20 protein-coding genes are annotated in these 21,947 nt (G+C 46.2%); 12 read left to right on the top strand and 8 right to left on the bottom strand.

Annotated features, from left to right (window positions below):
- Positions 1 to 83 precede the first annotated feature (83 nt).
- On the top strand, positions 84 to 1,421 hold the full coding sequence (locus BUB52_RS02110) for an NADP-specific glutamate dehydrogenase (RefSeq protein ID WP_009123266.1): 1,338 nt from the start codon (positions 84 to 86) through the stop codon (positions 1,419 to 1,421).
- A 120-nt stretch (positions 1,422 to 1,541) separates the two neighbouring features.
- Positions 1,542 to 2,780 (top strand): GTP-binding protein, encoded by a 1,239-nt coding sequence (locus tag BUB52_RS02105; RefSeq protein WP_009123265.1) that lies wholly within the window; start codon positions 1,542 to 1,544, stop codon positions 2,778 to 2,780.
- Positions 2,781 to 2,965: 185 nt separating this feature from the next.
- Here BUB52_RS02105 and BUB52_RS02100 read toward each other — a convergent pair whose 3' ends face one another.
- From BUB52_RS02100 to BUB52_RS02080, 5 genes are all read right to left on the bottom strand, one after another.
- The gene (locus BUB52_RS02100; RefSeq protein ID WP_039951136.1) at positions 2,966 to 3,403 is read right to left on the bottom strand and encodes a DUF6078 family protein; all 438 of its coding nucleotides are present in this window, start codon (positions 3,401 to 3,403) and stop codon (positions 2,966 to 2,968) included.
- Positions 3,404 to 3,408: 5 nt separating this feature from the next.
- Positions 3,409 to 3,975 carry a nicotinate (nicotinamide) nucleotide adenylyltransferase gene (gene nadD / locus BUB52_RS02095; protein WP_009123263.1) on the bottom strand — a complete coding sequence of 189 codons (567 nt, stop codon included), beginning with the start codon at positions 3,973 to 3,975 and terminating at the stop codon, positions 3,409 to 3,411.
- Positions 3,976 to 4,029: 54 nt separating this feature from the next.
- Positions 4,030 to 4,239, bottom strand: a complete 210-nt coding sequence (locus tag BUB52_RS02090) for a hypothetical protein (RefSeq protein WP_009123262.1) — start codon at positions 4,237 to 4,239, stop codon at positions 4,030 to 4,032.
- Positions 4,236 to 4,799, bottom strand: a complete 564-nt coding sequence (gene gmk, locus BUB52_RS02085; RefSeq protein ID WP_009123261.1) for a guanylate kinase — start codon at positions 4,797 to 4,799, stop codon at positions 4,236 to 4,238. Before gmk ends, BUB52_RS02090 begins: the two co-directional genes overlap by 4 nt.
- Before the next feature lie 72 nt (positions 4,800 to 4,871).
- Positions 4,872 to 5,750 carry a YicC/YloC family endoribonuclease gene (locus tag BUB52_RS02080; protein WP_009123260.1) on the bottom strand — a complete coding sequence of 293 codons (879 nt, stop codon included), beginning with the start codon at positions 5,748 to 5,750 and terminating at the stop codon, positions 4,872 to 4,874.
- Between the two features lie 234 nt (positions 5,751 to 5,984).
- Here BUB52_RS02080 and tsaB point away from each other — a divergent pair, with 234 nt between their 5' ends.
- From tsaB to rseP, 7 genes are all read left to right on the top strand, one after another.
- Positions 5,985 to 6,677: a tRNA (adenosine(37)-N6)-threonylcarbamoyltransferase complex dimerization subunit type 1 TsaB gene (gene tsaB / locus BUB52_RS02075; RefSeq protein WP_022219009.1), complete on the top strand. Its 693-nt coding sequence runs from the start codon at positions 5,985 to 5,987 to the stop codon at positions 6,675 to 6,677.
- A gap of 121 nt (positions 6,678 to 6,798) precedes the next feature.
- Positions 6,799 to 7,419 carry a DUF4290 domain-containing protein gene (locus BUB52_RS02070; protein ID WP_009123257.1) on the top strand — a complete coding sequence of 207 codons (621 nt, stop codon included), beginning with the start codon at positions 6,799 to 6,801 and terminating at the stop codon, positions 7,417 to 7,419.
- A gap of 110 nt (positions 7,420 to 7,529) precedes the next feature.
- Positions 7,530 to 8,834: a UDP-N-acetylglucosamine 1-carboxyvinyltransferase gene (gene murA, locus BUB52_RS02065; RefSeq protein WP_009123256.1), complete on the top strand. Its 1,305-nt coding sequence runs from the start codon at positions 7,530 to 7,532 to the stop codon at positions 8,832 to 8,834.
- A 23-nt stretch (positions 8,835 to 8,857) separates the two neighbouring features.
- On the top strand, positions 8,858 to 9,394 hold the full coding sequence (gene rimM, locus BUB52_RS02060; protein ID WP_009123255.1) for a ribosome maturation factor RimM: 537 nt from the start codon (positions 8,858 to 8,860) through the stop codon (positions 9,392 to 9,394).
- A gap of 49 nt (positions 9,395 to 9,443) precedes the next feature.
- Complete coding sequence (locus BUB52_RS02055) at positions 9,444 to 10,313, top strand: M23 family metallopeptidase (RefSeq protein ID WP_009123254.1); 870 nt, start codon at positions 9,444 to 9,446, stop codon at positions 10,311 to 10,313.
- Positions 10,314 to 10,378: 65 nt separating this feature from the next.
- Positions 10,379 to 11,536: a 1-deoxy-D-xylulose-5-phosphate reductoisomerase gene (locus tag BUB52_RS02050; RefSeq protein WP_009123253.1), complete on the top strand. Its 1,158-nt coding sequence runs from the start codon at positions 10,379 to 10,381 to the stop codon at positions 11,534 to 11,536.
- 30 nt (positions 11,537 to 11,566) lie between these two features.
- Complete coding sequence (rseP, locus tag BUB52_RS02045; RefSeq protein WP_009123252.1) at positions 11,567 to 12,907, top strand: RIP metalloprotease RseP; 1,341 nt, start codon at positions 11,567 to 11,569, stop codon at positions 12,905 to 12,907.
- Positions 12,908 to 13,015: 108 nt separating this feature from the next.
- Here rseP and BUB52_RS02040 read toward each other — a convergent pair whose 3' ends face one another.
- Positions 13,016 to 13,915: a diaminopimelate dehydrogenase gene (locus BUB52_RS02040; RefSeq protein WP_009123251.1), complete on the bottom strand. Its 900-nt coding sequence runs from the start codon at positions 13,913 to 13,915 to the stop codon at positions 13,016 to 13,018.
- 166 nt (positions 13,916 to 14,081) lie between these two features.
- Here BUB52_RS02040 and ruvA point away from each other — a divergent pair, with 166 nt between their 5' ends.
- The gene (ruvA, locus tag BUB52_RS02035) at positions 14,082 to 14,684 is read left to right on the top strand and encodes a Holliday junction branch migration protein RuvA (protein ID WP_009123250.1); all 603 of its coding nucleotides are present in this window, start codon (positions 14,082 to 14,084) and stop codon (positions 14,682 to 14,684) included.
- Between the two features lie 39 nt (positions 14,685 to 14,723).
- The gene (locus BUB52_RS02030) at positions 14,724 to 15,722 is read left to right on the top strand and encodes a DUF3843 family protein (protein WP_009123249.1); all 999 of its coding nucleotides are present in this window, start codon (positions 14,724 to 14,726) and stop codon (positions 15,720 to 15,722) included.
- A 241-nt stretch (positions 15,723 to 15,963) separates the two neighbouring features.
- On the opposite strand, the gene BUB52_RS02025 is transcribed toward BUB52_RS02030, so the two are convergent.
- On the bottom strand, positions 15,964 to 17,127 hold the full coding sequence (locus BUB52_RS02025; protein ID WP_009123248.1) for a M24 family metallopeptidase: 1,164 nt from the start codon (positions 17,125 to 17,127) through the stop codon (positions 15,964 to 15,966).
- A gap of 150 nt (positions 17,128 to 17,277) precedes the next feature.
- A complete protein-coding gene (gdhA, locus tag BUB52_RS02020; protein ID WP_009123247.1) occupies positions 17,278 to 18,615 on the bottom strand; it encodes an NADP-specific glutamate dehydrogenase in 1,338 nt (445 codons plus the stop codon).
- Positions 18,616 to 18,904: 289 nt separating this feature from the next.
- Here gdhA and BUB52_RS02015 point away from each other — a divergent pair, with 289 nt between their 5' ends.
- A complete protein-coding gene (locus BUB52_RS02015) occupies positions 18,905 to 21,874 on the top strand; it encodes a PEP/pyruvate-binding domain-containing protein (RefSeq protein WP_009123246.1) in 2,970 nt (989 codons plus the stop codon).
- Positions 21,875 to 21,947: the final 73 nt, after the last annotated feature.

Genomic DNA, 21,947 nt, shown 5'->3' with positions numbered 1-21,947 from the left:
ACGATGATACAAAAGCAACGCCATCACCCTACCGCATCACCACTTTATAACACAAATATGTAACCAATTTAAAGAAATAGATTATGAATGCAGCTAAGGTATTAGAAGATTTGAAAAGACGGTTCCCCAACGAACCGGAGTATCATCAGGCAGTAGAAGAAGTTCTTTCTACCATTGAAGAAGAGTACAACAAACATCCGGAGTTTGACAAAGCCAATCTGATTGAACGTCTTTGCATCCCCGATCGCGTTTACCAATTCCGTGTTACTTGGGTGGATGACAAGGGTAACGTACAAACCAACATGGGTTACCGTGTACAGCACAACAACGCCATCGGTCCGTACAAAGGCGGTATCCGCTTCCACGCTTCCGTGAACCTGTCCATTCTGAAATTCCTTGCTTTCGAACAGACTTTCAAAAACTCACTGACTACCCTGCCTATGGGTGGCGGTAAAGGCGGTTCGGACTTCTCTCCGCGCGGCAAGTCAAACGCAGAGGTTATGCGCTTCGTTCAGGCTTTCATGCTGGAACTGTGGCGTCACATCGGTCCCGAGACTGACGTTCCCGCCGGTGACATCGGTGTAGGCGGCCGTGAAGTAGGTTTCATGTTCGGTATGTACAAGAAGCTGACCCACGAGTTTACCGGAACATTTACAGGAAAAGGCCGCGAATTCGGCGGTTCGCTGATCCGTCCGGAAGCTACGGGTTACGGTAACATCTACTTCTTGCTGGAAATGCTGAAAACCAAAGGCACAGACCTTAAAGGTAAGACCTGTCTGATTTCCGGTTCGGGTAACGTAGCCCAGTACACTGCCGAGAAAGTATTGGAAATGGGCGGTAAAGTTTTAACGATGTCCGACTCCGACGGTTACATATACGACCCCGCAGGTATCGACCGTGAAAAACTGGATTACATCATGGAGTTGAAGAACCTCTACCGTGGACGTATCCGCGAATATGCAGAGCAATATCCGGGCGTTAAATACGTAGAAGGCGCACGTCCCTGGAGTGAAAAAGCGGATATTGCCTTGCCGTCCGCCACTCAGAATGAAATCAACGGTGACGATGCCAGAAAACTTATCGCCAACGGTGTAATGGCGGTATCCGAAGGCGCCAACATGCCTTCTACTCCCGAAGCCATCAAAGTATTCCAGGAAGCCAAGATTCTGTATGCTCCGGGTAAGGCGGCCAACGCCGGCGGTGTATCGGTATCGGGTCTGGAAATGACTCAGAACTCCATCAAACTGGGTTGGAGCTCCGAAGAAGTAGACGAGAAGCTGAAAAGCATCATGAAGAATATCCACGCCGCTTGCGTGCAATACGGTACGGAAGAGAACGGTTACGTGAACTATGTGAAGGGAGCTAACGTTGCCGGATTCATGAAAGTAGCCAAAGCCATGATGGCACAAGGTATTCTGTAAGAACAGACAGCCATAGTATAATAAAACAGAGGCGGGAAGATACAATGTTCCCCGCCTCTATTTTTTTATTTAATAATATTGTCTACATTTACTCCCCGTTAAAAGAGATTTCAAAACGATATGACAACAAAAGAAATTCCCGTACTACTCCTTACCGGTTATCTGGGCAGTGGCAAAACGACCTTGGTAAACCATATTCTCGCCAATAAACAAGGTATCAGATTCGCGGTTATCGTCAATGACATAGGCGAGGTAAACATCGATGCAGACCTCATCCAAAAAGGCGGCGTTGTGGGCAAGAAAGACGAAAGCCTCGTTGCGCTTCAAAACGGTTGCATCTGTTGTACGCTGAAAACGGACTTGATAGAGCAAATAGGCGAAATCATGCGGATGGAGCGTTTCGATTATATCGTCATCGAAGCCAGCGGCATCTGCGAACCGGAACCCATCGCGCAGACCATCTGCTCCATTCCCCGCCTGGGCGGCATGTACACCAAGTATGGCATCTGCCGCTTGGACTGCATCACTACCGTAGTGGACGCCCTGCGCCTGCAAAGCGAATTCTCCTGCGGCGACGACCTTACCCGGAAAGGGATTGACGAAGAAGACATTGAAAATCTTATCATCCGGCAGATTGAATTCTGTAATATCATTCTTCTGAACAAGGCGACGGAAGTAAAGCCCGAAGAGCTGGAACGCATCAAGCTGATCATACGTACCCTGCAACCCGCGGCCGAAATCATCGAATGCAATTACGCGGATGTGAATTTAAAGAAGATTATCCATACAGGCATGTTCGACTTTGAACGGGTGGCTACTTCGGCGGAATGGATTCGCGGAATAGAGAAACAGGCCACCGAAGAGGAAGAGAAAGAAGCGCACGGACATCACCGCCACCATGAAGACGGGCATGCGCATCCTCACGAAGAACACGAGCACCGTCACGAAGCGCACGGACACCATCATCACCATCACGAAGGGGGCGAAGTGGAAGAGTACGGCATCGGCACTTTCGTTTACTACCGCCGTCCGGCATTCGACATTCACAAATTCGACCACTTCATCGCCACCAGATGGAGCCGCAACATCATCCGTGCCAAAGGCGTATGCTATTTCAGCCACAACCGCGACATGTCCTACCTCTTTGAACAGGCAGGCGCCCAGAAGCAACTGACCGAAGCCGGCTTGTGGTATGCCACAGCACCCGAAGAAGACCTGATTGAATTAATGCGTCAGGAACCCGGCCTGATGCGTGACTGGGATGATAAGTACGGAGACCGTATGCAGAAGATAGTCTTCATAGGACAGCACATGGACAAAGAGCAGATTATACGCGACCTCGACGAATGCCTTGAATAAGGCGTATTTCCGTTTCCACCGGAGAAGACGGCTGTTTCCCTAATGGAAACGCCCGTTCCCCTTAAAGGAAACCCGAATTTCCAAGCAGGGAAACCGAAGTTTCTACCGTAGGAAACTGACGTTTCCCTTTAAGGAAACCGGAGTTCCCGCCATGGGGCAGCCACATTACGCTGCATTTCAGCCGGCTATCCCCACCAGTCATACCGTTCTACGTACTCGTCGAAGTAGTCATCAAGCCGCAGGCCGAGAGCTTCCGCCTGGCTGACAATGTACTGCTGGGCCGTAGGGTCAATAAGGTATTCCCCTTTACGGGCGAGGTAATAGTTCTTACGCCCGAAGTAGGAAATAAGCCGCAAGCGGAATGTGCCCGCCACCCGAACCGTCAGCAACTCTGCCACCCGGGTGAAACCGCGGGCGTAGCGCACCGGCGTATTCGGACGGTAATATTCGCACTCTCCTTTCATCGACTCCAACTTCCGGGGACTAAGCGTAGGCAGGAACGGATATTGCGGGGAAGCGTTCCGCAAGGCTATATAGCGCAGGCAGGTAAAGCGTTTCGTACAATCGGCAGAGGCACATACACCGAAGTTGTAAGGCGCCTGCGAATTCTCTAAGTTATTCATTTATTTTACAGATTAGTTTGTCTCAACGCTTCATAGACAGCCGGATGCAGGAAATAGCGCACGTCCCTGCCCTCTTCCATCGCCTGGCGGATAAAGGTAGAACTTATTTCGAATGTGGGCGAAGAGGCCAGTTTTACATTTTGAGGTAAAGTATTCCCGTCCACCGCATAACCGGGACGGGGATAAATAAGAATAAAGTTTTCCGCAAGAATACGCTCCGACTGATACCAGCGGGAAAAGAGCGCCCAGTTATCAGAACCTATGATAAGGTGGAAAGTATCCTGCGGGTAAGCCTGTTTCAATTTATCAAGCGTATGGACGGTATAAGACGGGCGCGGCAGATGAAACTCGAAATCGGAAGCCCGGAACTTGGGATACCCCTCGATGGCAAGCCGCACCAGCTTCAGGCGAAGCTCATCGCTCATCAGAGAAACTTCTTCTTTCAGCGGATTATGCGGTGTCACCATAAACCAAACCTCGTCCAACCCTTCGTATTCACAAAGATAATTGGCAAGAGCCAGATGTCCGATATGTACCGGATTGAACGAACCGCTGAAAATACCTATATTCACTTGGTAAATTGAAAATTAAGAATTGAGAATTAAAAAATGCCGGAGACTATGCTATCAAAGTTCTCCTTTCAGACGCTTCCAACAGCCGTAAATATTTACGCCGCTTATGAACATCACGATAAGCATGGCTGCGGTCGGAGTGTATTCCTTCAGGTCGACATTCAATATAGCCAAAACAATAGCTCCCAGGAACAGAACGATATTCAGGACTAACAGGAGCTTATTGGCTCTCGGCGATAGCTTTTTGATTTTTGTCCGCTTCATCGGTTCAAGAATTGAGTTATTACTTTTAAAGCTTCCGCTTTAGCCGTCTCCAAATCATCGTTCACAATCACCGTATCGAACTTCGGCGCGAAACCCAGTTCGTATTCGGCTTTCGCCACACGGCTCTCAATTACTTCGGGAGCATCCGTGCCGCGGCCTACCAAACGCTTCCGCAGTTCTTCCACCGAGGGCGGCTGGATAAAAACGGACAAGGCACGCTCTCCGTAGAATTTCTTGATATTACAACCGCCCACTACATCTACGTCGAATACAACATTCTGTCCGGCCGCCAACTGCTTTTCCACCTGCGCTTTCAGCGTTCCGTAAAAGCGGTCCTGATACACTTCTTCGTATTCCAGAAACTCATCATTGGCGATGCGGCTCCGGAACTCTTCAGGAGCGAGGAAGAAATATTCCACACCATTCCGTTCGGCGCCGCGTGGCGGACGGCTGGTTGCGGAGATAGAAAAAGCCAGGTTCAGGTTCTGCGTCAGCAGATAGTTGATAATTGTGGACTTGCCCGAACCGGAGGGGGCGGAAAATATAATCAGTTTACCCATCTATGGTATTTGCTATTTGACGATTGACAATTTACTATTTAATACGCTGCATGAATATTCGGGACTTGTTCCTTACATCACATTCAGGACTTGTTCCTTAATCTGCTCCAACTCATCTTTCATCTGCACTACAATCTTCTGCATTTCAGCGTGATTGGATTTACTGCCCAAAGTATTGATTTCGCGTCCCATCTCCTGCGCGATAAAGCCTAACTTCTTGCCTTGTCCGCTGCCGCTCTCGAGCGTGCTGATAAAGTATTTCAGATGATTGGAAAGACGTTGCTTCTCTTCATTGACATCAAGTTTCTCAATATAGTAGATAAGTTCCTGTTCCAAACGGTTCTTATCATAATCTACGCTCAATGTCTTTTCAAGGGCATCCGTGATACGGTCTTTGACCTTTCCTACCCGTTCCTGCTCGTACGGGGCGACCGACTCAAGCAACCGGGCTATATTCCCGATTTTCTCACGGAACTTCTTCTCCAACGCCGCGCCTTCCTGCTTGCGGAAATCTATCAGATGCCCGATAGCCTCTTCTACCGCTACGTGAGCCACCGCCCACTCCTCGTCACTCAATTCCTGCGTTTCATTCTTCGTCATTACGTCCGGCATACGAAGCAGTGTAGCAAACCAATCGGCAGGTTCGGGGATACCGGCAGACGCGGAAATCTCCTTAATCCGCTTATAGTACGCCTCTACCAACTCCTGGTTGATAGGAGTGGCCAGTTGTTCCGCATCTTTCTTTTCAATCCAAAGGCTGAAATCGACCTTGCCGCGTTCCAGCATCCTGGATATTTCATTGCGGATTTCCATTTCCTTTTCCCTGTAAAGCGGAGCGATACGGGCAGACAAATCCATAGCTTTGCTGTTGAGCGACTTAATTTCAACATTGATTTTCTTATCGGGCAATTCGGCAGTTGCTTTGCCATAGCCTGTCATAGATTGTATCATAACAGTATAATTTTATTTTCTTAGCTAATTATCAAAGAGTTACAATCCGCGTAAATCTCTCTCGCCCGTAACTCTTCTCCAAAATATCCGACAAAGATAGCTATTCTCAATGATTATTTATTGCATTCATTGAGAATTCTTTGAGCAAATGTCAAACCAAGCTTTCCTACAAACAACTTGTGTAATCGAAACAAATCACGTAAATTTGCCACAATAAAATTCAGAATAGAAGTTATGTCATGTATCTTGCACATTGAAACGTCCACTTCAGCCTGCTCCGTAGCTGTGAGCGAAGACGGGCAGAACGTTTTCAAAAAAGAAGACCTGAACGGTCCTTCACACGCAGTATCATTGGGAGTATTCGTGGACGAGGCGTTGTCGTTTGCCGACAGCCATGCCATGCCGCTGGATGCCGTTGCCGTAAGTTGCGGCCCCGGTTCGTACACAGGATTACGCATCGGTGTATCCATGGCGAAAGGCGTTTGTTATGGCCGGAACCTGCCTCTCATCGGCCTTCCTACCCTGAAGGTGCAATGCGTGCCGGTGTTGCTTTATCACGACGATTTACCGGAAGATGCATTGCTGTGCCCTATGATTGACGCCCGGCGCATGGAAGTGTACGCCGCCGTGTACGACCGCGCACTGAAACCCGTACGTGACATAGCAGCGGACATTGTAGATGAAAACTCATACCGGGAGTTCTTGGATAAGTCCCCCGTCTACTTCTTCGGTGACGGTGCGGCCAAATGCAAAGAAAAGATAGTCCATCCCAATGCGCATTTCATCGACGGTATCCGTCCACTGGCAAGCATGATGTTTCCACTGGCGGAAAAGGCAATAGCCGAAGAAGATTTTAAAGACGTCGCCTACTTCGAACCGTTCTATTTGAAAGAGTTCGTAGCGAGCCAACCGAAAAAACTTATTTAGTGATGAGTGTTTAGTGATTAGTGATTAATGCCATGCGGCATAATAGCGCAGCCTACTAATCGCTAAACACTAATCATTAATCACTAATCACTAATCATTAATCGTTAATTACTAAAAGATTATGCAATATAATACTCAACAAAAACGGATGCCTTTGCCCGAATACGGACGCAGTATCCAAAACATGGTAGACCACGCATTGACAATCGAAAACCGCTCCGAACGTCAACGTTGTGCAAACACGATTATCAACATCATGGGAAATATGTTTCCCCACTTGCGTGATGTACCCGATTTCAAGCATAAACTTTGGGACCATCTTGCCATCATGTCCGACTTCAAGCTGGACATTGATTATCCATACGAAATTATCCGCAAAGATAATTTGAAAACCAAACCGGAAACAGTCCCTTATCCCAGTACCAAAATACGTTACCGCCACTACGGCCGTACTTTGGAAGTACTGATTAAGAAAGCCATCGACTTCCCCGAAGGAGACGAGAAGCAAAATCTCGTTGCACTGATATGCAACCACATGAAGAAAGACTATATGTCCTGGAATAAGGATACTATCGACGACCGCAAAATAGCGGACGACCTTGCAGAACTGTCCGACGGCAAACTGCAAATGACCGATAACCTTCTCCGCCTTATGTCTGAACGGATCGAGCAGAATTATCGTCCGAAAATGAATAATCAGAACAACAGGAATAACAATAGAAATAATAAAAGAAAATACTAAATAAAGCGATTAGCGATTAGTGGTCAGTGATTAGCTTTTAATGCCATACGACATCACCCTTCCACCACTAATCGCTAATCACTAACCGCTAATCACTAACCACTACTTCCATGGCCTCATTTGTAATAGAAGGCGGACACAGCCTTTCCGGTGACATTTATCCTCAAGGAGCGAAGAACGAGGTGTTGCAGATTATCTGCGCCACGCTGCTCACCGCCGAAGAGGTGACAGTGCACAACATACCGGATATTCTGGACGTGAATAACCTGATTCAACTGATGCGGGATATGGGAGTGAACGTATCGAAAAAAGGCATCGATACATACAGCTTTCAAGCGGCCAATGTTGATTTTGCCTATTTGGAGAGCGACGAGTTCCTGAAAAGATGCTCCAGCCTGCGCGGTTCGGTTATGCTCGTAGGACCAATGGTAGCGCGCTTTGGCAAGGCTATGATTTCCAAACCGGGCGGAGACAAGATAGGACGCCGCCGTTTGGATACACATTTCATCGGTATACGGAATTTAGGAGCCGACTTTGTTTACAACGAAAGGCGGGAAGTCTACGAAATATCCGCCCGGCAGTTGCAGGGAAGCTATATGTTGCTGGACGAAGCATCTGTAACGGGAACCGCCAATATCGTAATGACGGCTGTACTGGCGAAAGGTAAAACAACCATTTACAATGCCGCCTGCGAGCCTTACATACAACAGCTATGCCGGATGCTGAACCGTATGGGCGCAAAAATAGAAGGCATCGCTTCCAATCTGCTCACCATCGAGGGGGTAGACGAACTGCATGGAACAGACCATACCATTCTTCCGGACATGATTGAAGTAGGAAGCTTCATCGGTATGGCGGCCATGACGAAAAGCGAGCTAACCATCAAGAACGTTTCGCACGAAAACTTAGGTATCATCCCCGACAGTTTCCGGCGTTTGGGCATCAAAATGGAACAACGGGGTGATGATATCCATGTACCTGCACAGGACACCTATCAGATAGAATCCTTTATCGACGGTTCTATCATGACAATAGCCGACGCTCCCTGGCCCGGCCTGACACCGGACTTGCTGAGCGTATTACTGGTAGTCGCCACACAGGCAAAAGGCAGTGTGTTGATTCATCAGAAAATGTTTGAGAGCCGCCTCTTCTTTGTGGATAAACTGATAGATATGGGAGCGCAAATCATTCTGTGCGACCCGCACCGTGCCGTAGTAATCGGACATAATCACGGCTTCAAACTGCGTGGCGGTAATATGACGTCACCGGATATCCGTGCCGGCATCGCTTTGCTGATAGCCGCCATGAGCGCCGACGGTATCAGCCGTATTCATAACATCGAGCAGATAGACCGGGGATATCAGAACATAGAAGGACGGCTGAATGCGCTCGGAGCGAGAATAACGAGAATATAAACGTGATAAGGCGATAAAACGAGATGATACGAAAAGAAGAAGTATATAAAATAGGTATATTCAACAAACCTCACGGCATTCACGGAGAATTGTCATTCACCTTTACGGATGATATTTTCGACCGTGTAGAGGCTGAATATCTCATTTGCTTGCTGGACGGGATATTCGTACCGTTCTTTATCGAAGAATACCGTTTTCGCTCAGACACCACGGCTCTCGTCAAACTCGAAGGAGTAGATACGGCGGAACGCGCACGGATGTTTACCAACATTGAGGTTTATTTTCCAGTGAAACATGCCGAGGAAGCCGGACCGGGAGAACTCAGTTGGGATTTCTTCGTAGGTTTCCGTATGGAAGAAACGCATCACGGCAAACTGGGTGAAGTAACGGATGTAGATACTTCTACCATCAACACTTTGTTCGTGGTAGATTATAAAGGAGAAGAATTGCTGATTCCGGCACAGGAAGATTTTATTATGGACATCGACCAAAAGCATAAGGTTATTACGGTAGACTTACCGGAAGGATTACTCGCTTTGGACGATACGGAAGAGGTGTAAATAAGGCAGTAAAGTGTAAGGTTCAAAGTATAAATAGAAAAGTTTATAAGTGACAGCGAATAAGAAGAAAAAAAGAAGAAAAGCCTTCTGGAGTAATATCAAGTTCAAATACAGGCTGACCATTACGAACGAGAATACCCTCGAGGATATTGTCACATTACGTGTGTCCAAACTGAACGGAATCTCCGTACTGCTTTCCGTACTGACGGTACTCTTTCTTATCGCCTCTCTGATTGTCGCTTTCACTCCGTTGCGCAATTACCTGCCCGGATATATGAACAGTGAAATTCGCGCACAGGTCGTAGAGAACGCCTTGCGTGTGGATTCACTCCAGCAACTGGTGGACAGACAGAACCTGTACATAATGAATATTCAGGATATTTTCCAGGGTAGAATAAAAGCCGATACGGTTCATTCCATTGACTCGCTGACGACTGTACGGGAAGATTCACTCATGGAACGTACGCAACGCGAGGCTGAATTCCGTAAACAGTACGAAGAAACGGAAAAATACAACCTGACAAGTATCACCTCACGCCCCGAAGTAGACGGACTGATATTCTACCGTCCCACCCGCGGTATGATTTCATCTCCCTTCAATGCCGAAAAGAAACACTTCGGAACGGATATAGTCGCCAATCCGGGAGAAAGCGTATTGGCTACTCTGGACGGAACGGTCATTCTGAGCACCTACACAGCCGAAACCGGCTATTTGATAGAAGTACAGCATAATCAGGATTTTGTATCCGTCTACAAGCATTGCGGTTCTCTGTTGAAACGTGAAGGCGATACCGTAAAAGGCGGAGAAGCCATTGCTCTGGTAGGAAATACCGGACAACTGACAACCGGACCGCATCTGCACTTCGAGTTGTGGCACAAAGGAAGGGCGGTGAATCCGGAACTTTATATTGTATTTTGAGAATGAGAAATAAAATATAAAGTAAGACATAAGGTATAATTTATAAATCTGAAATCATAAAACTGATGAAGAAACAAATTGCCATACTTGGCTCTACCGGTTCTATCGGTACACAGGCATTACAGGTCATAAAGGAACATCCCGACCAATACGAAGCCTATGTACTGACTGCTAATAACCGGGTAGATGATCTGATTGCCCAGGCTCGCAAGTTCAAGCCCGAAGCAGTGGTAATAGCAAACGAAACGAAATATCAACAACTGAAAGACGCGCTTGCCGACCTGCCGATTAAAGTGTATGCCGGTGAAGAAGCTTTATGCCAAATTGTAGCGGAAGCTCCTATCGACATGGTACTGACCGCCATGGTGGGCTATGCCGGACTGAAGCCGACCATGAACGCCATTCGCGCGCGCAAAGTGATAGCCCTCGCCAACAAGGAAACATTAGTCGTAGCAGGCGAACTCATCAATGACTTGGCGCGTTTCAGCGGCACTCCTATCCTACCGGTGGATTCCGAACATTCCGCCGTATTCCAGTGTTTAGCCGGAGAGGTAGGCAATCCCATCGAGAAAGTTATACTGACAGCCTCCGGCGGTCCGTTCCGCACTTGTACAATGGAACAGCTCGCCACCGTAACCAAAGCACAGGCTTTGAAACACCCCAATTGGGATATGGGAGCCAAAATCACAATAGACTCTGCTTCCATGATGAACAAAGGCTTTGAAGTGATTGAAGCAAAATGGCTGTTCGGCGTACGCCCCGACCAGATAGAAGTAGTGGTACATCCGCAATCCGTCATTCACTCGATGGTACAGTTTGAGGACGGAGCGGTAAAAGCACAGTTGGGAATGCCGGATATGCGATTGCCCATTCAATACGCATTCTCTTATCCGGAACGCCTGAAAGCGTCTTTCCCCCGACTGGACTTCAAGCTATGTACAGACCTGACATTCGAGCAACCGGATACGAAACGTTTCCGTAATCTGGCGCTGGCATACGAAGCCTTGCATCGCGCAGGAAATATGCCATGTATCGTCAATGCCGCCAATGAAGTGGTAGTAGCCGCTTTCTTACGGGACGAAATATCGTTCCTCGGCATGAGCGATGTCATTGAGAAGACAATGGCACGCGTCTCTTTTATACAGAAACCTACTTACGAAGACTATGTAGCAACTGACGCAGAAGCCAGACGAATAGCCAAAGAACTGATAGTTAAAAATTAAATTGTAAATAATAAAATAGTAAATAATTAGATGGAAACATTCTTGATCCGTGCCCTGCAACTTATAATGAGCCTTTCATTGCTCGTAATAATCCATGAAGGCGGGCACTTCCTCTTCGCCCGCTTATTTAAGACACGAGTGGAAAAATTTTGTTTATTCTTTGACCCGTGGTTCACTCTGTTCAAGTTTAAACCGAAAAACAGTGAAACAGAATACGGCATCGGTTGGTTACCTTTAGGCGGGTATGTCAAAATCGCAGGTATGATAGACGAATCCATGGATACCGAACAGATGAAACAGCCTGTACAACCGTGGGAATTCCGTGCCAAACCGGCATGGCAACGTCTGCTGATTATGGTAGGCGGTGTATTGTTCAATTTCCTGTTGGCGTTGTTCATCTATTCCATGATACTCTTTACCTGGGGAGACGAATATGTACCTTTGCAGAAAGCTCCGCTGGGTATGGACTTCAACGAAACGGCTAAAGCGATCGGCTTCCGTGACGGTGATATATTAGTTTCCGCCGACGGCGTTCCTTTTGAACGCTATGGAGGAGATATGCTGACAAGCATCGTCGATGCACGTCAGGTTACCGTATTGCGTGACGGACAGGAAGCATCCGTATACATTCCCGAAGATATGATGGAACGCCTGCTTGCCGACAGTGTTCGCTTCGCTTCATTCCGCTACCCGTTTGTCATTGACAGTATTATGCCGGGACAGCCTGCCGCACTTGCCGGATTACAACCGGGCGACAGTATCACGCAATTGGACGGACGCAATATTGCTTACTTCGACTTTAAAGAAGAAATGCAGAACCGGCAAAAAGCGGCTGACGACAGTACCGGCCGTCTCCTCACCCTGACTTACGTCAGAGCCGGAGTAGCGGATACCGTAACGCTGACCGCAGATTCTTTATATCAAATCGGCATCGCCGCATCCCTGCAGACAAACAAGCTGCTACCTGTTGTCAAGAAAGAATATAGTTTCTTCTCGTCTATTCCTGCCGGAGTTACTTTGGGGGTAAATACGCTGAAAGGGTATGTCAGCCAGATGAAGTATCTTTTCTCTAAAGAGGGCGCCAAGCAACTTGGCGGTTTCGGAACAATCGGTAGTATATTCCCTGCAACATGGGACTGGTATCAGTTCTGGTACATGACGGCATTCCTTTCGATTATACTCGCTTTCATGAACATTCTGCCCATTCCGGCATTGGACGGCGGACATGTTTTGTTCCTCATCTACGAGATTGTAGCACGTCGCAAACCCAGCGATAAGTTTATGGAGCGTGCACAAATGGTGGGAATGTTCCTGTTATTCGGCCTGCTAATCTGGGCAAACTTTAACGATATACTCCGGTTCTTTTTCTGATAACAAGATACAAAAAAACACATCGTCTGTTATGGTCAAACAGATGATGTGTTCAGTACTGACAGATGGTGCATTTCATATAAACGTATCATCTGTTTTTTTATATTCTTATACCAAGTGTGCAATCCACTCCTCGCGGTCGCCCGGCAGAAGGTCGATAACCGGAATCTCAACCATTGTATAGCAACCCGGTTGCTGACGCATTGCGGCACGCGCCACACATACCAGCACTTGCGCGGTAAGCGCAGGATTATTGATACGCATATTGAATTCGAACAACTGGTTCTGCGTTTTTCCTGAAACGCCTTTACGGGTCAGGTTTACACCATGTCCCATATCGAGCAACGCGTCTACGCTCGGAACAAGTTTCACATGCGTCTCATCATTTACAAAATACGGATCGGCCTTGATAGCGGCAGCTACTTTCTCAAATTCGTAACCGTCGTTCAGCTCGATGTAGACCATACGGCGATGTATACCCGTACCGGTAGGAATAGTCATTGAGAGGGCAGCTTTTACACCTTCGATGGCTTTTACCGCCACCGTATGTCCCATACTCATACCCGGACCGAAGTTGGTATAAGTAATTCCCTTCGGCGCAATAGCTTCCAGCAAGGTGCGTACAACGGAATCGCTTCCCGGATCCCAACCCGCAGAAATAATAGAAACAGTGTTATGAGCTTTCGCTTCAGTATCCAGGGTACGACGTAATGCCGGAATGCCGGTATGAATATCGAAACTGTCTACCGTGTGAATTCCAAGCGCCAATATCTCTTTAGCATATTTCTCAACGCTACGTGTAGGAGTACAAAGGATGGCCACATCCACATCCTTCAGCTCTTTAATATCTTTCACAACGGAATACTCACTCAATTCCGCAGGACGGTTCTCCGCCCCCGCACGACGTACTACTCCGGCTATTTCAAAATCAGGAGCCGCTTGTAATGCCTCAAGTACAAAATGTCCGATATTGCCATAACCAACGATGGCTGCTCTTACTTTTTTCATCTTTTTACCGATTTTAGTTATCAACTTTCTATTTTATGAGCGCAAAAGTAAGCATTTTCATTTATATCTTAGTATAGAAGACTTCAAGTTTCACAGAGTTTTTCTTTTTTTAGAGACTAAAAGTCAATAATAATTCCTACATTCGCAGAATAGGAATAATAATTATATGATAGAATACATTAAAGGTGAAATTGCCGAGTTGAGTCCGGCAAGCGCAATTATAGACTGTAACGGTTTGGGGTATGCCGCAAATATCTCCTTGAACACATATGCCGCCATACAAGGAAAAAAAAGCTGCAAACTATATATTTATGAAGCTATCCGTGAAGATGCATATATCCTTTATGGTTTTGCAGACAAGCAAGAACGTGAGTTGTTTCTGCTGTTGATTTCCGTATCAGGTATCGGTGGCAATACGGCCCGTATGATTCTTTCAGCCTTATCCCCCTCCGAGTTGATAAATGTTATCAGCACGGAGAATGCCAATCTGCTGAAAACGGTGAAAGGAATCGGTTTAAAAACAGCCCAGCGTGTGATAGTTGACTTAAAAGACAAAATAAAAACCGGTGGAATGGTTTCCGGAGCGGCCGATATAACCGGTCCTGCCTTTACTGCCGCCAATGCGCAAGTACAAGAAGAAGCTGTGGCCGCCCTCACAATGTTGGGATTCGCACAAGCTCCTTCGCAAAAAGTAGTAATGGCCATCCTAAAGGAAGATGCCAATGCACCGGTAGAACAGGTTATCAAACTGGCTCTGAAAAGATTATAACCCCATACATATTATTCACACATTAAAAGCAAACAAACAATGAAGCCAGTTCCTATTCTCATGAAACAATGGTTGGGCGCCAATGAGCGCACGCGTGTGCTACCCGGTGACCAATGGTATCTCAAATTTGCAGCGAGTATCTTCCCGCTAGTACAACAATCTCCTCTGTTCAAGGAAAACGACTATGTGCAAAAAGACGCCACGGTCTCGCTCTGTATGTATTTTCAAGATGTAATTGCCCAGACCGGCGGTTGGAAAACATTCACCGAATCATATTATGCGCTGTATAATACGTATCTTCCTTTCTATCGGTTATCCGACAGCTACATCCCCGATGAAATCAATCCGGAAGATATTGCATTTGTACTGTGGACATTAAAATCCCACTTCGCACTCTATGGACCGGATGAATACACATTGCAAGATCCGTATGATAAGGACTTGCTGGATTTGGCTCAAGAAGTTTATAAACTGATGGATGAAGAATTTGAAGAAGCGCCTATCAACGAAGAACCCTCTTCATTTTTATGGGTAATGGGACCGGATTTGTTAGATATGCCTTCCACTCCTCTTCCGGAAATCACTCCTGAAACAAAATTGAGCAAGGATGTTGAACATTGCCTGGAATACAGCGGTGGCAAATCTTTACTATACTTTGCTACCTATAAAGAACTCTGCAAATTCTTTGTTGAAGTCCTGAGATGGGAAGATACTCCTTCCGCTCTACTCCCCGACTTAGAGTATAAGAAAGAATTCGTAATATACGCCAATGCCAAAGGCATGCTAATAGCCCATAATGTAGCCGCCTATTTTTGTGAAGGGCACAACCCGATGTATAATGCCGAACGCGCTGCTGCCGAAGGCTACAAACTCTTTTGCCGTCCGGGAACCTGCCCGTTCGACTTAATAAAGTACGGTATGCTCAAAGGAATATTACCTGACGTGCAGCTTCCATTTACCAACGGCAAAGAAGTATTACAGAAAAATTGGGACTTTATCGCCCGTTATTATCTATGTGAATATTATGAAGGTGAGTAAAAACACACAATCGCACCCCAATCGGAACAATAAAGCCAAACCTACAGGAAAGAGAATCGGTAAATCAAAACCATCCAAGGCTAATAACCAATTGAACAGAAGGGTGAAGTGAGTGATAAGCGGTTAGCGATTAATGATAAGTGATAAGTGATAAGTGATTAGTGATTAGTGATTGCCATACGGCATAATTGTCAGCTAATCACTTATCACTAATCGCTAACCGCTTATTGTTTATTGTTTATCATAATTCTATGATTTCCTCTTTGCACAAAGTCAGTTTCTCCAAACCATCGGTTGTTACAGCCCATGAGTTTTCAATTCCGACAGGACCTATACCGGGCAAAACGATTTTGGGTTCCAGAGCAAAGACCATACCCGGCTCCAACTCCTGCTTCATACGGGGCGCCAGTACGGGCATTTCATTTATTTCCAGACCAATGCCATGACCTATGAATTTCGCTTTTTGGTCTACTCCCATAAAGTAATCCGCAAAACCGGCTTTCGTTACTATTTCAATAGCTTTGTTGTACATATCTTCACAAACAGTTCCCGGTTTTGCCATCGCCGCAATCTCCTCTTGTATTTCTATACACGTCTGATGCGCGGTATATGCCTGTTCCGGCAACCTGCCTATGGAAAATACACGGCTCATATCACCCATATAGCCATAGAAATTTCCACCCATATCTACCATAAAGCACTGTCCCGCTTGCAGGAGAGTACCACTCACACCGCCCGGCAAGGAAGGATCGAGCCCTTTACCGCCCAATGCAAAATCATACGGAGAGGGAACCGCCGCATTGTCACCGGCCAAAAGACTTCCCATAAAAATCTCCATACTCTGTCCGAATACGCGGAATATCCCCAAACATCCCTCCAAACGCATCAACCGTTCTATTTCAATGGATAGCTGACGGTCGGTCATTCCCGGCTGATAAACCGAGGGAATCTGTTCGTACGCCTTTGTGTGGGCAGCTCCGGAACGGCGGAACATTTCAATTTCTATCGGAGTTTTTACACTTCGAGCCTGACGAATCAACGCGGTACCGCAAGGCACAACCTCTGTTTCGGGAAAACAGGCAGCCAAGCGATTATATTCCGTAAAGGATAGTTCATCACCTTCCAGCATCAACTTAGCAGGCAAAGGCAAACCACATTCCTTCAACAATTCGGTAATTTGTTCCGGCTTACGGATAGGATGGATATGTTCGCCCTCGATATCATTAGGGCGTTTTATGAACAAACGCGCAGGAGCATTCAACGGCAAATATAAATATCCGCTGACAACGCGACCGTACGTATAGATTAAGTTTACATTGCAGGTGATAAGAGCAGCATCAATGCCCTGCTGCACCATGAGAACACGTATCTTATCACGTCTTAATTTCAATTCCGGTTGTAACATCTCTTTGTTATTTATTATTCTGGAATGCAAAGGTAAGAAAAATAGTGATTAATCATTAACCGCCCATCATTAAAAAAGATGCTGCCCACACCTTCGCAGGCCGGGGCAGCACAAACCACAAATACAAATACAACTAAACAAAGTTTTTCCTTAGATAATTCCCTGACCCATCATGGCATGGGCTACTTTCATGAAACCGGCAATATTAGCGCCTTTCACATAGTTAATGTAACCGTCAGGTTCGGTTCCGTATTTCACACACTGGGTATGGATACCGTGCATAATGGCGTGAAGTTTTTCATCCACTTCGGCTGCACTCCAGCTGATATGCATAGCATTCTGTGACATTTCCAAACCACTGGTAGCCACACCGCCCGCATTCACAGCCTTACCCGGTGCATACATAATCTTGTTTTCGATAAATAGGTCGATGGCTTCGGGCGTACATCCCATATTGGAGATTTCACCTACGCAAGTCACCTTATTATCAATCAGATGCTGTGCGTCTTCACCATTCAGCTCATTCTGCGTTGCGCAAGGCAAGGCGATATCGGCTTTCACTTCCCACGGACGTTTACCCGGAACAAAAGTAGAACCCGGGAATTCATCGGCATACGGAGCTACAATATCATTGCCCGATGCACGAAGCTCCAACATATAATCTATCTTTTCGCCACTGATACCGTTCGGGTCATAAATATAACCGTCGGGACCTGAAATGGTAATGACTTTCGCCCCCAACTGGGTAGCTTTGGTAGCTGCTCCCCAAGCCACGTTTCCGAAACCGGAGATGGCAACCGTCTTACCTTTAATATCGATACCTTTGGTTTCCAACATCTGATGTACAAAATACAATCCGCCAAATCCTGTTGCTTCAGGACGTATCAATGAGCCGCCGAATTCCAACCCTTTACCGGTGAAAGTTCCCGTAAACTCACGCGTCAGCTTCTTATACATACCGAACATATAACCCACTTCACGGCCGCCCACACCGATATCACCGGCAGGCACATCCATATCCGGACCAAGATGACGCCATAATTCAAGCATGAAAGCCTGGCAGAAACGCATCACTTCCGCATCGCTCTTACCGCGCGGAGAGAAATCGGAACCACCTTTACCACCCCCCATAGGCAGAGTAGTCAACGCATTTTTGAAGGTTTGTTCAAATCCCAAGAATTTCAGAATAGAGAGATTTACAGAAGCATGGAAACGGATACCGCCTTTGTACGGACCGATGGCGTTATTGAACTGTACACGATAACCGAGGTTCGTCTGCACCTCGCCTTTATCATCTACCCACGTAACGCGGAAAGTAAAAATACGGTCAGGTTCAACCAATCGTTCTATAATCTTTGCCTTCTCGAACTCAGGATGCTGATTGTAGATATCTTCGATAGAAAGAAGTACTTCCTTTACGGCTTGAAGATATTCAGACTCGCCGGGATGCTTTGCCTCCAAAGAGGACATGATACGTTCGATATTCATAATATTACGTTTTAAAGGTTCTTACCTCGTTATTCAATAATCATTCGAGCAAAATGTCAATAAATAACATTGCAAATATAGGAAAACTTTTCAAAACACCTAAACTTTACGGCAATATTTTGATTAAATAATAATAAAACGTCAAATCTCATAAATTATAAAGAATAACAAAAACAGAATTGAGCAGCGCCATACAAGTGTCTTGCAAAGGTAATTCTTCATTCTTCATTCCTCATTCTTCATTTAAATTGCTACTTTTGTCCTCCGAACTAATAAACCATGAGAAAACATGCTTAGTAAGTTTAAACTAAATCAGCTCTATTTCAAAGATACGCAGTTTGCAAACCTCATGACACGACGTATCTTCAATGTGCTTTTAATCGCCAACCCTTATGATGCTTTCATGCTGGAAGACGATGGCCGTATCGACGAAAAAATCTTCAATGAATATACCTCGCTCTCCCTGCGTTACCCGCCGCGCTTTACACAGGTATCTACTTGCGAGGAAGCGCTGGCCCAACTATCGTCCATGCCATACGACCTTATCATATGTATGCCGGGAACAGGAGATAACGAGGGATTTGACGTAGCGCGAACCATCAAAGGACGATACGAGCATATTCCCATGGTAATTCTAACGCCGTTCAGTCATGGCATTACCAAACGTATTGCCAACGAGGACCTCAGTTCGTTCGATTATATCTTCTGCTGGTTGGGAAATACCGATTTACTGGTGTCCATCATCAAACTGATTGAGGACAAAATGAATCTGGAGCATGACGTCAGTGAAGTGGGCGTACAGATTATTCTTCTGGTAGAGGACGGAATCCGCTTCTACTCCTCTATCCTGCCCAATCTTTATAAATTCGTATTGAAGCAGAGCCAGGAATTTTCTACCGAAGCGCTGAATGCCCACCAACGTACGCTACGCATGAGAGGACGCCCTAAAATCGTCCTTGCGCGTACCTATAATGAAGCAATCGGCATATACGAAAAATACAAAAACAATATACTGGGAGTTATCACAGACGTTCGCTTCCCCCGTGTAGAACGTGGTGAAAAAGACGCGCTTGCCGGTATCAAGTTATGCGCCGCCATACGAAAGGAAGATCCGTTTGTCCCGTTGATTATACAATCTTCCGAATCGGATAACGTTTCGTACGCAGCTAAATATGATGCGTCTTTCATCGATAAAAACTCCAAGAAGATGGACGTAGACCTGCGACGTATCGTATCGGACAATTTCGGTTTCGGCGACTTCATCTTCCGTAATCCCGATACGCTGGAAGAGATTGCCCGCGTCAAAAACTTGAAAGAACTCCAAAACATCCTTTTTGCGGTTCCGGCAGAGTCGTTCCTCTATCATATCAGCCGCAATCATGTGAGCCGCTGGCTCTATTCGCGTGCCATGTTCCCCATTGGCGAGTTCTTGAAGCCTATTACCTGGAACAGTCTTCAGGATGTAGATGCCCACCGTAAAATCATTTTTGAGGCAATCGTAAAGTATCGCAAGATGAAGAATCAGGGTGTGGTGGCTGTCTTTAAGCGTGACCGCTTTGACCGCTACTCGAACTTCGCCCGCATTGGCGACGGCTCATTGGGCGGTAAAGGACGTGGCCTGGCATTCATTGACAATATGGTGAAGCACCATCCGGAATTCGACGAATTTGAGAATGCCCACGTCGCCATACCCAAAACGGTAGTGCTTTGTACGGATGTATTCGACGAGTTCATGGATACCAACAACCTGTATCAAATAGCCCTCTCCGATGCGGATGATGATTTGATTTTACGATACTTCCTGAAAGCCAAACTGCCCGACCGCTTGGTTGAGGACTTTTTCACTTTCTTTGATGTAGTAAAATCCCCTATCGCTATCCGTTCTTCCTCACTATTGGAAGATTCGCATTACCAGCCTTTCGCCGGAATATACAATACTTATATGATTCCTTATCTGGACGACAAGTATGAAATGCTCCGCATGCTCAGCGATGCCATCAAGGGAGTTTACGCTTCTGTATATTTCCGTGATTCAAAAGCCTATATGCAAGCAACAAGCAACGTTATCGACCAGGAAAAAATGGCAGTCATCCTGCAAGAGGTAGTCGGAAATCAGTATGGCGACCGCTACTATCCATCCATGTCGGGTGTAGCACGCTCGCTCAACTACTACCCTATCGGAGATGAAAAGGCGGAAGAGGGCATTGTCAATCTGGCACTCGGATTGGGTAAATATATTGTAGACGGCGGTATGACACTTCGTTTCTCTCCCTATCACCCCAACCAGGTCTTGCAAACCAGCGAGATGGAGATTGCACTAAAAGAAACCCAAACGCGTTTTTATGCGCTCGACCTGCGTAATGCCGGTCATAACTTCTCCATTGATGACGGTTTCAACCTATTGAAATTACATGTTAAAGAGGCTGAGAAAGACGGTTCCCTCAATTATATAGCTTCCACCTATGACCCTTACGACCAGATAATCCGTGACGGTTTATATCCGGGTGGGCGTAAAGTGATCACCTTTGCCAATATCTTGCAGCATGATGTATTCCCACTGCCCCGTATCCTACAATTGGCATTGAAATACGGACAGCAGGAAATGCGCCGCCCTGTTGAAATCGAATTCGCAGCTACCATGAGCCGGGAAAAAGACAAGACCGGCACATTCTATCTGTTACAAATCCGTCCGATTGTCGATAGTAAGGAAATGCTTGATGAAGACCTTACAGCCATTCCCGATGAACAACTATTGCTCCGTTCCAACAATTCATTGGGACATGGAATAATGAATGAATTGCAGGATGTAATTTACGTAAAAACTGATGATTACAGCGCTTCCCACAATCAGGAAATAGCCTGGGAGATAGAAAAACTGAACCAGCAATTCTTGAACGAAGGAAAGAACTACGTCCTGATAGGCCCGGGCCGCTGGGGCAGTAGCGATACATGGCTCGGCATTCCTGTAAAATGGCCTCATATCAGTGCAGCACGTATTATTGTAGAAGCCGGGCTGACAAACTATCGTGTCGATCCCAGCCAGGGAACGCACTTTTTTCAGAACCTGACTTCTTTCGGTGTCGGTTATTTCACAATCAACGCGTTTATAAATGACGGTGTATATAATCAAGACTTTCTGAATGCGCAACCTGCTGTACATGAGACCAAATACCTGCGTCATGTACACTTTGAACATCCGATAACAGCTAAGATGGACGGAAAGAAAAAGCAAGGAATAGTATTACTACCCGAACCGTAACATTTTATAATTAAAAATAAGCTAAAAAGTACATTAATCAACTTTTCTTTTTTTGTAGGAAATGGGACAAATG

The organism is Bacteroides clarus YIT 12056, assembly GCF_900129655.1.
GTDB classification, from domain to species: domain Bacteria; phylum Bacteroidota; class Bacteroidia; order Bacteroidales; family Bacteroidaceae; genus Bacteroides; species Bacteroides clarus.
This window is presented reverse-complemented; position numbering and strand designations above follow the sequence as displayed.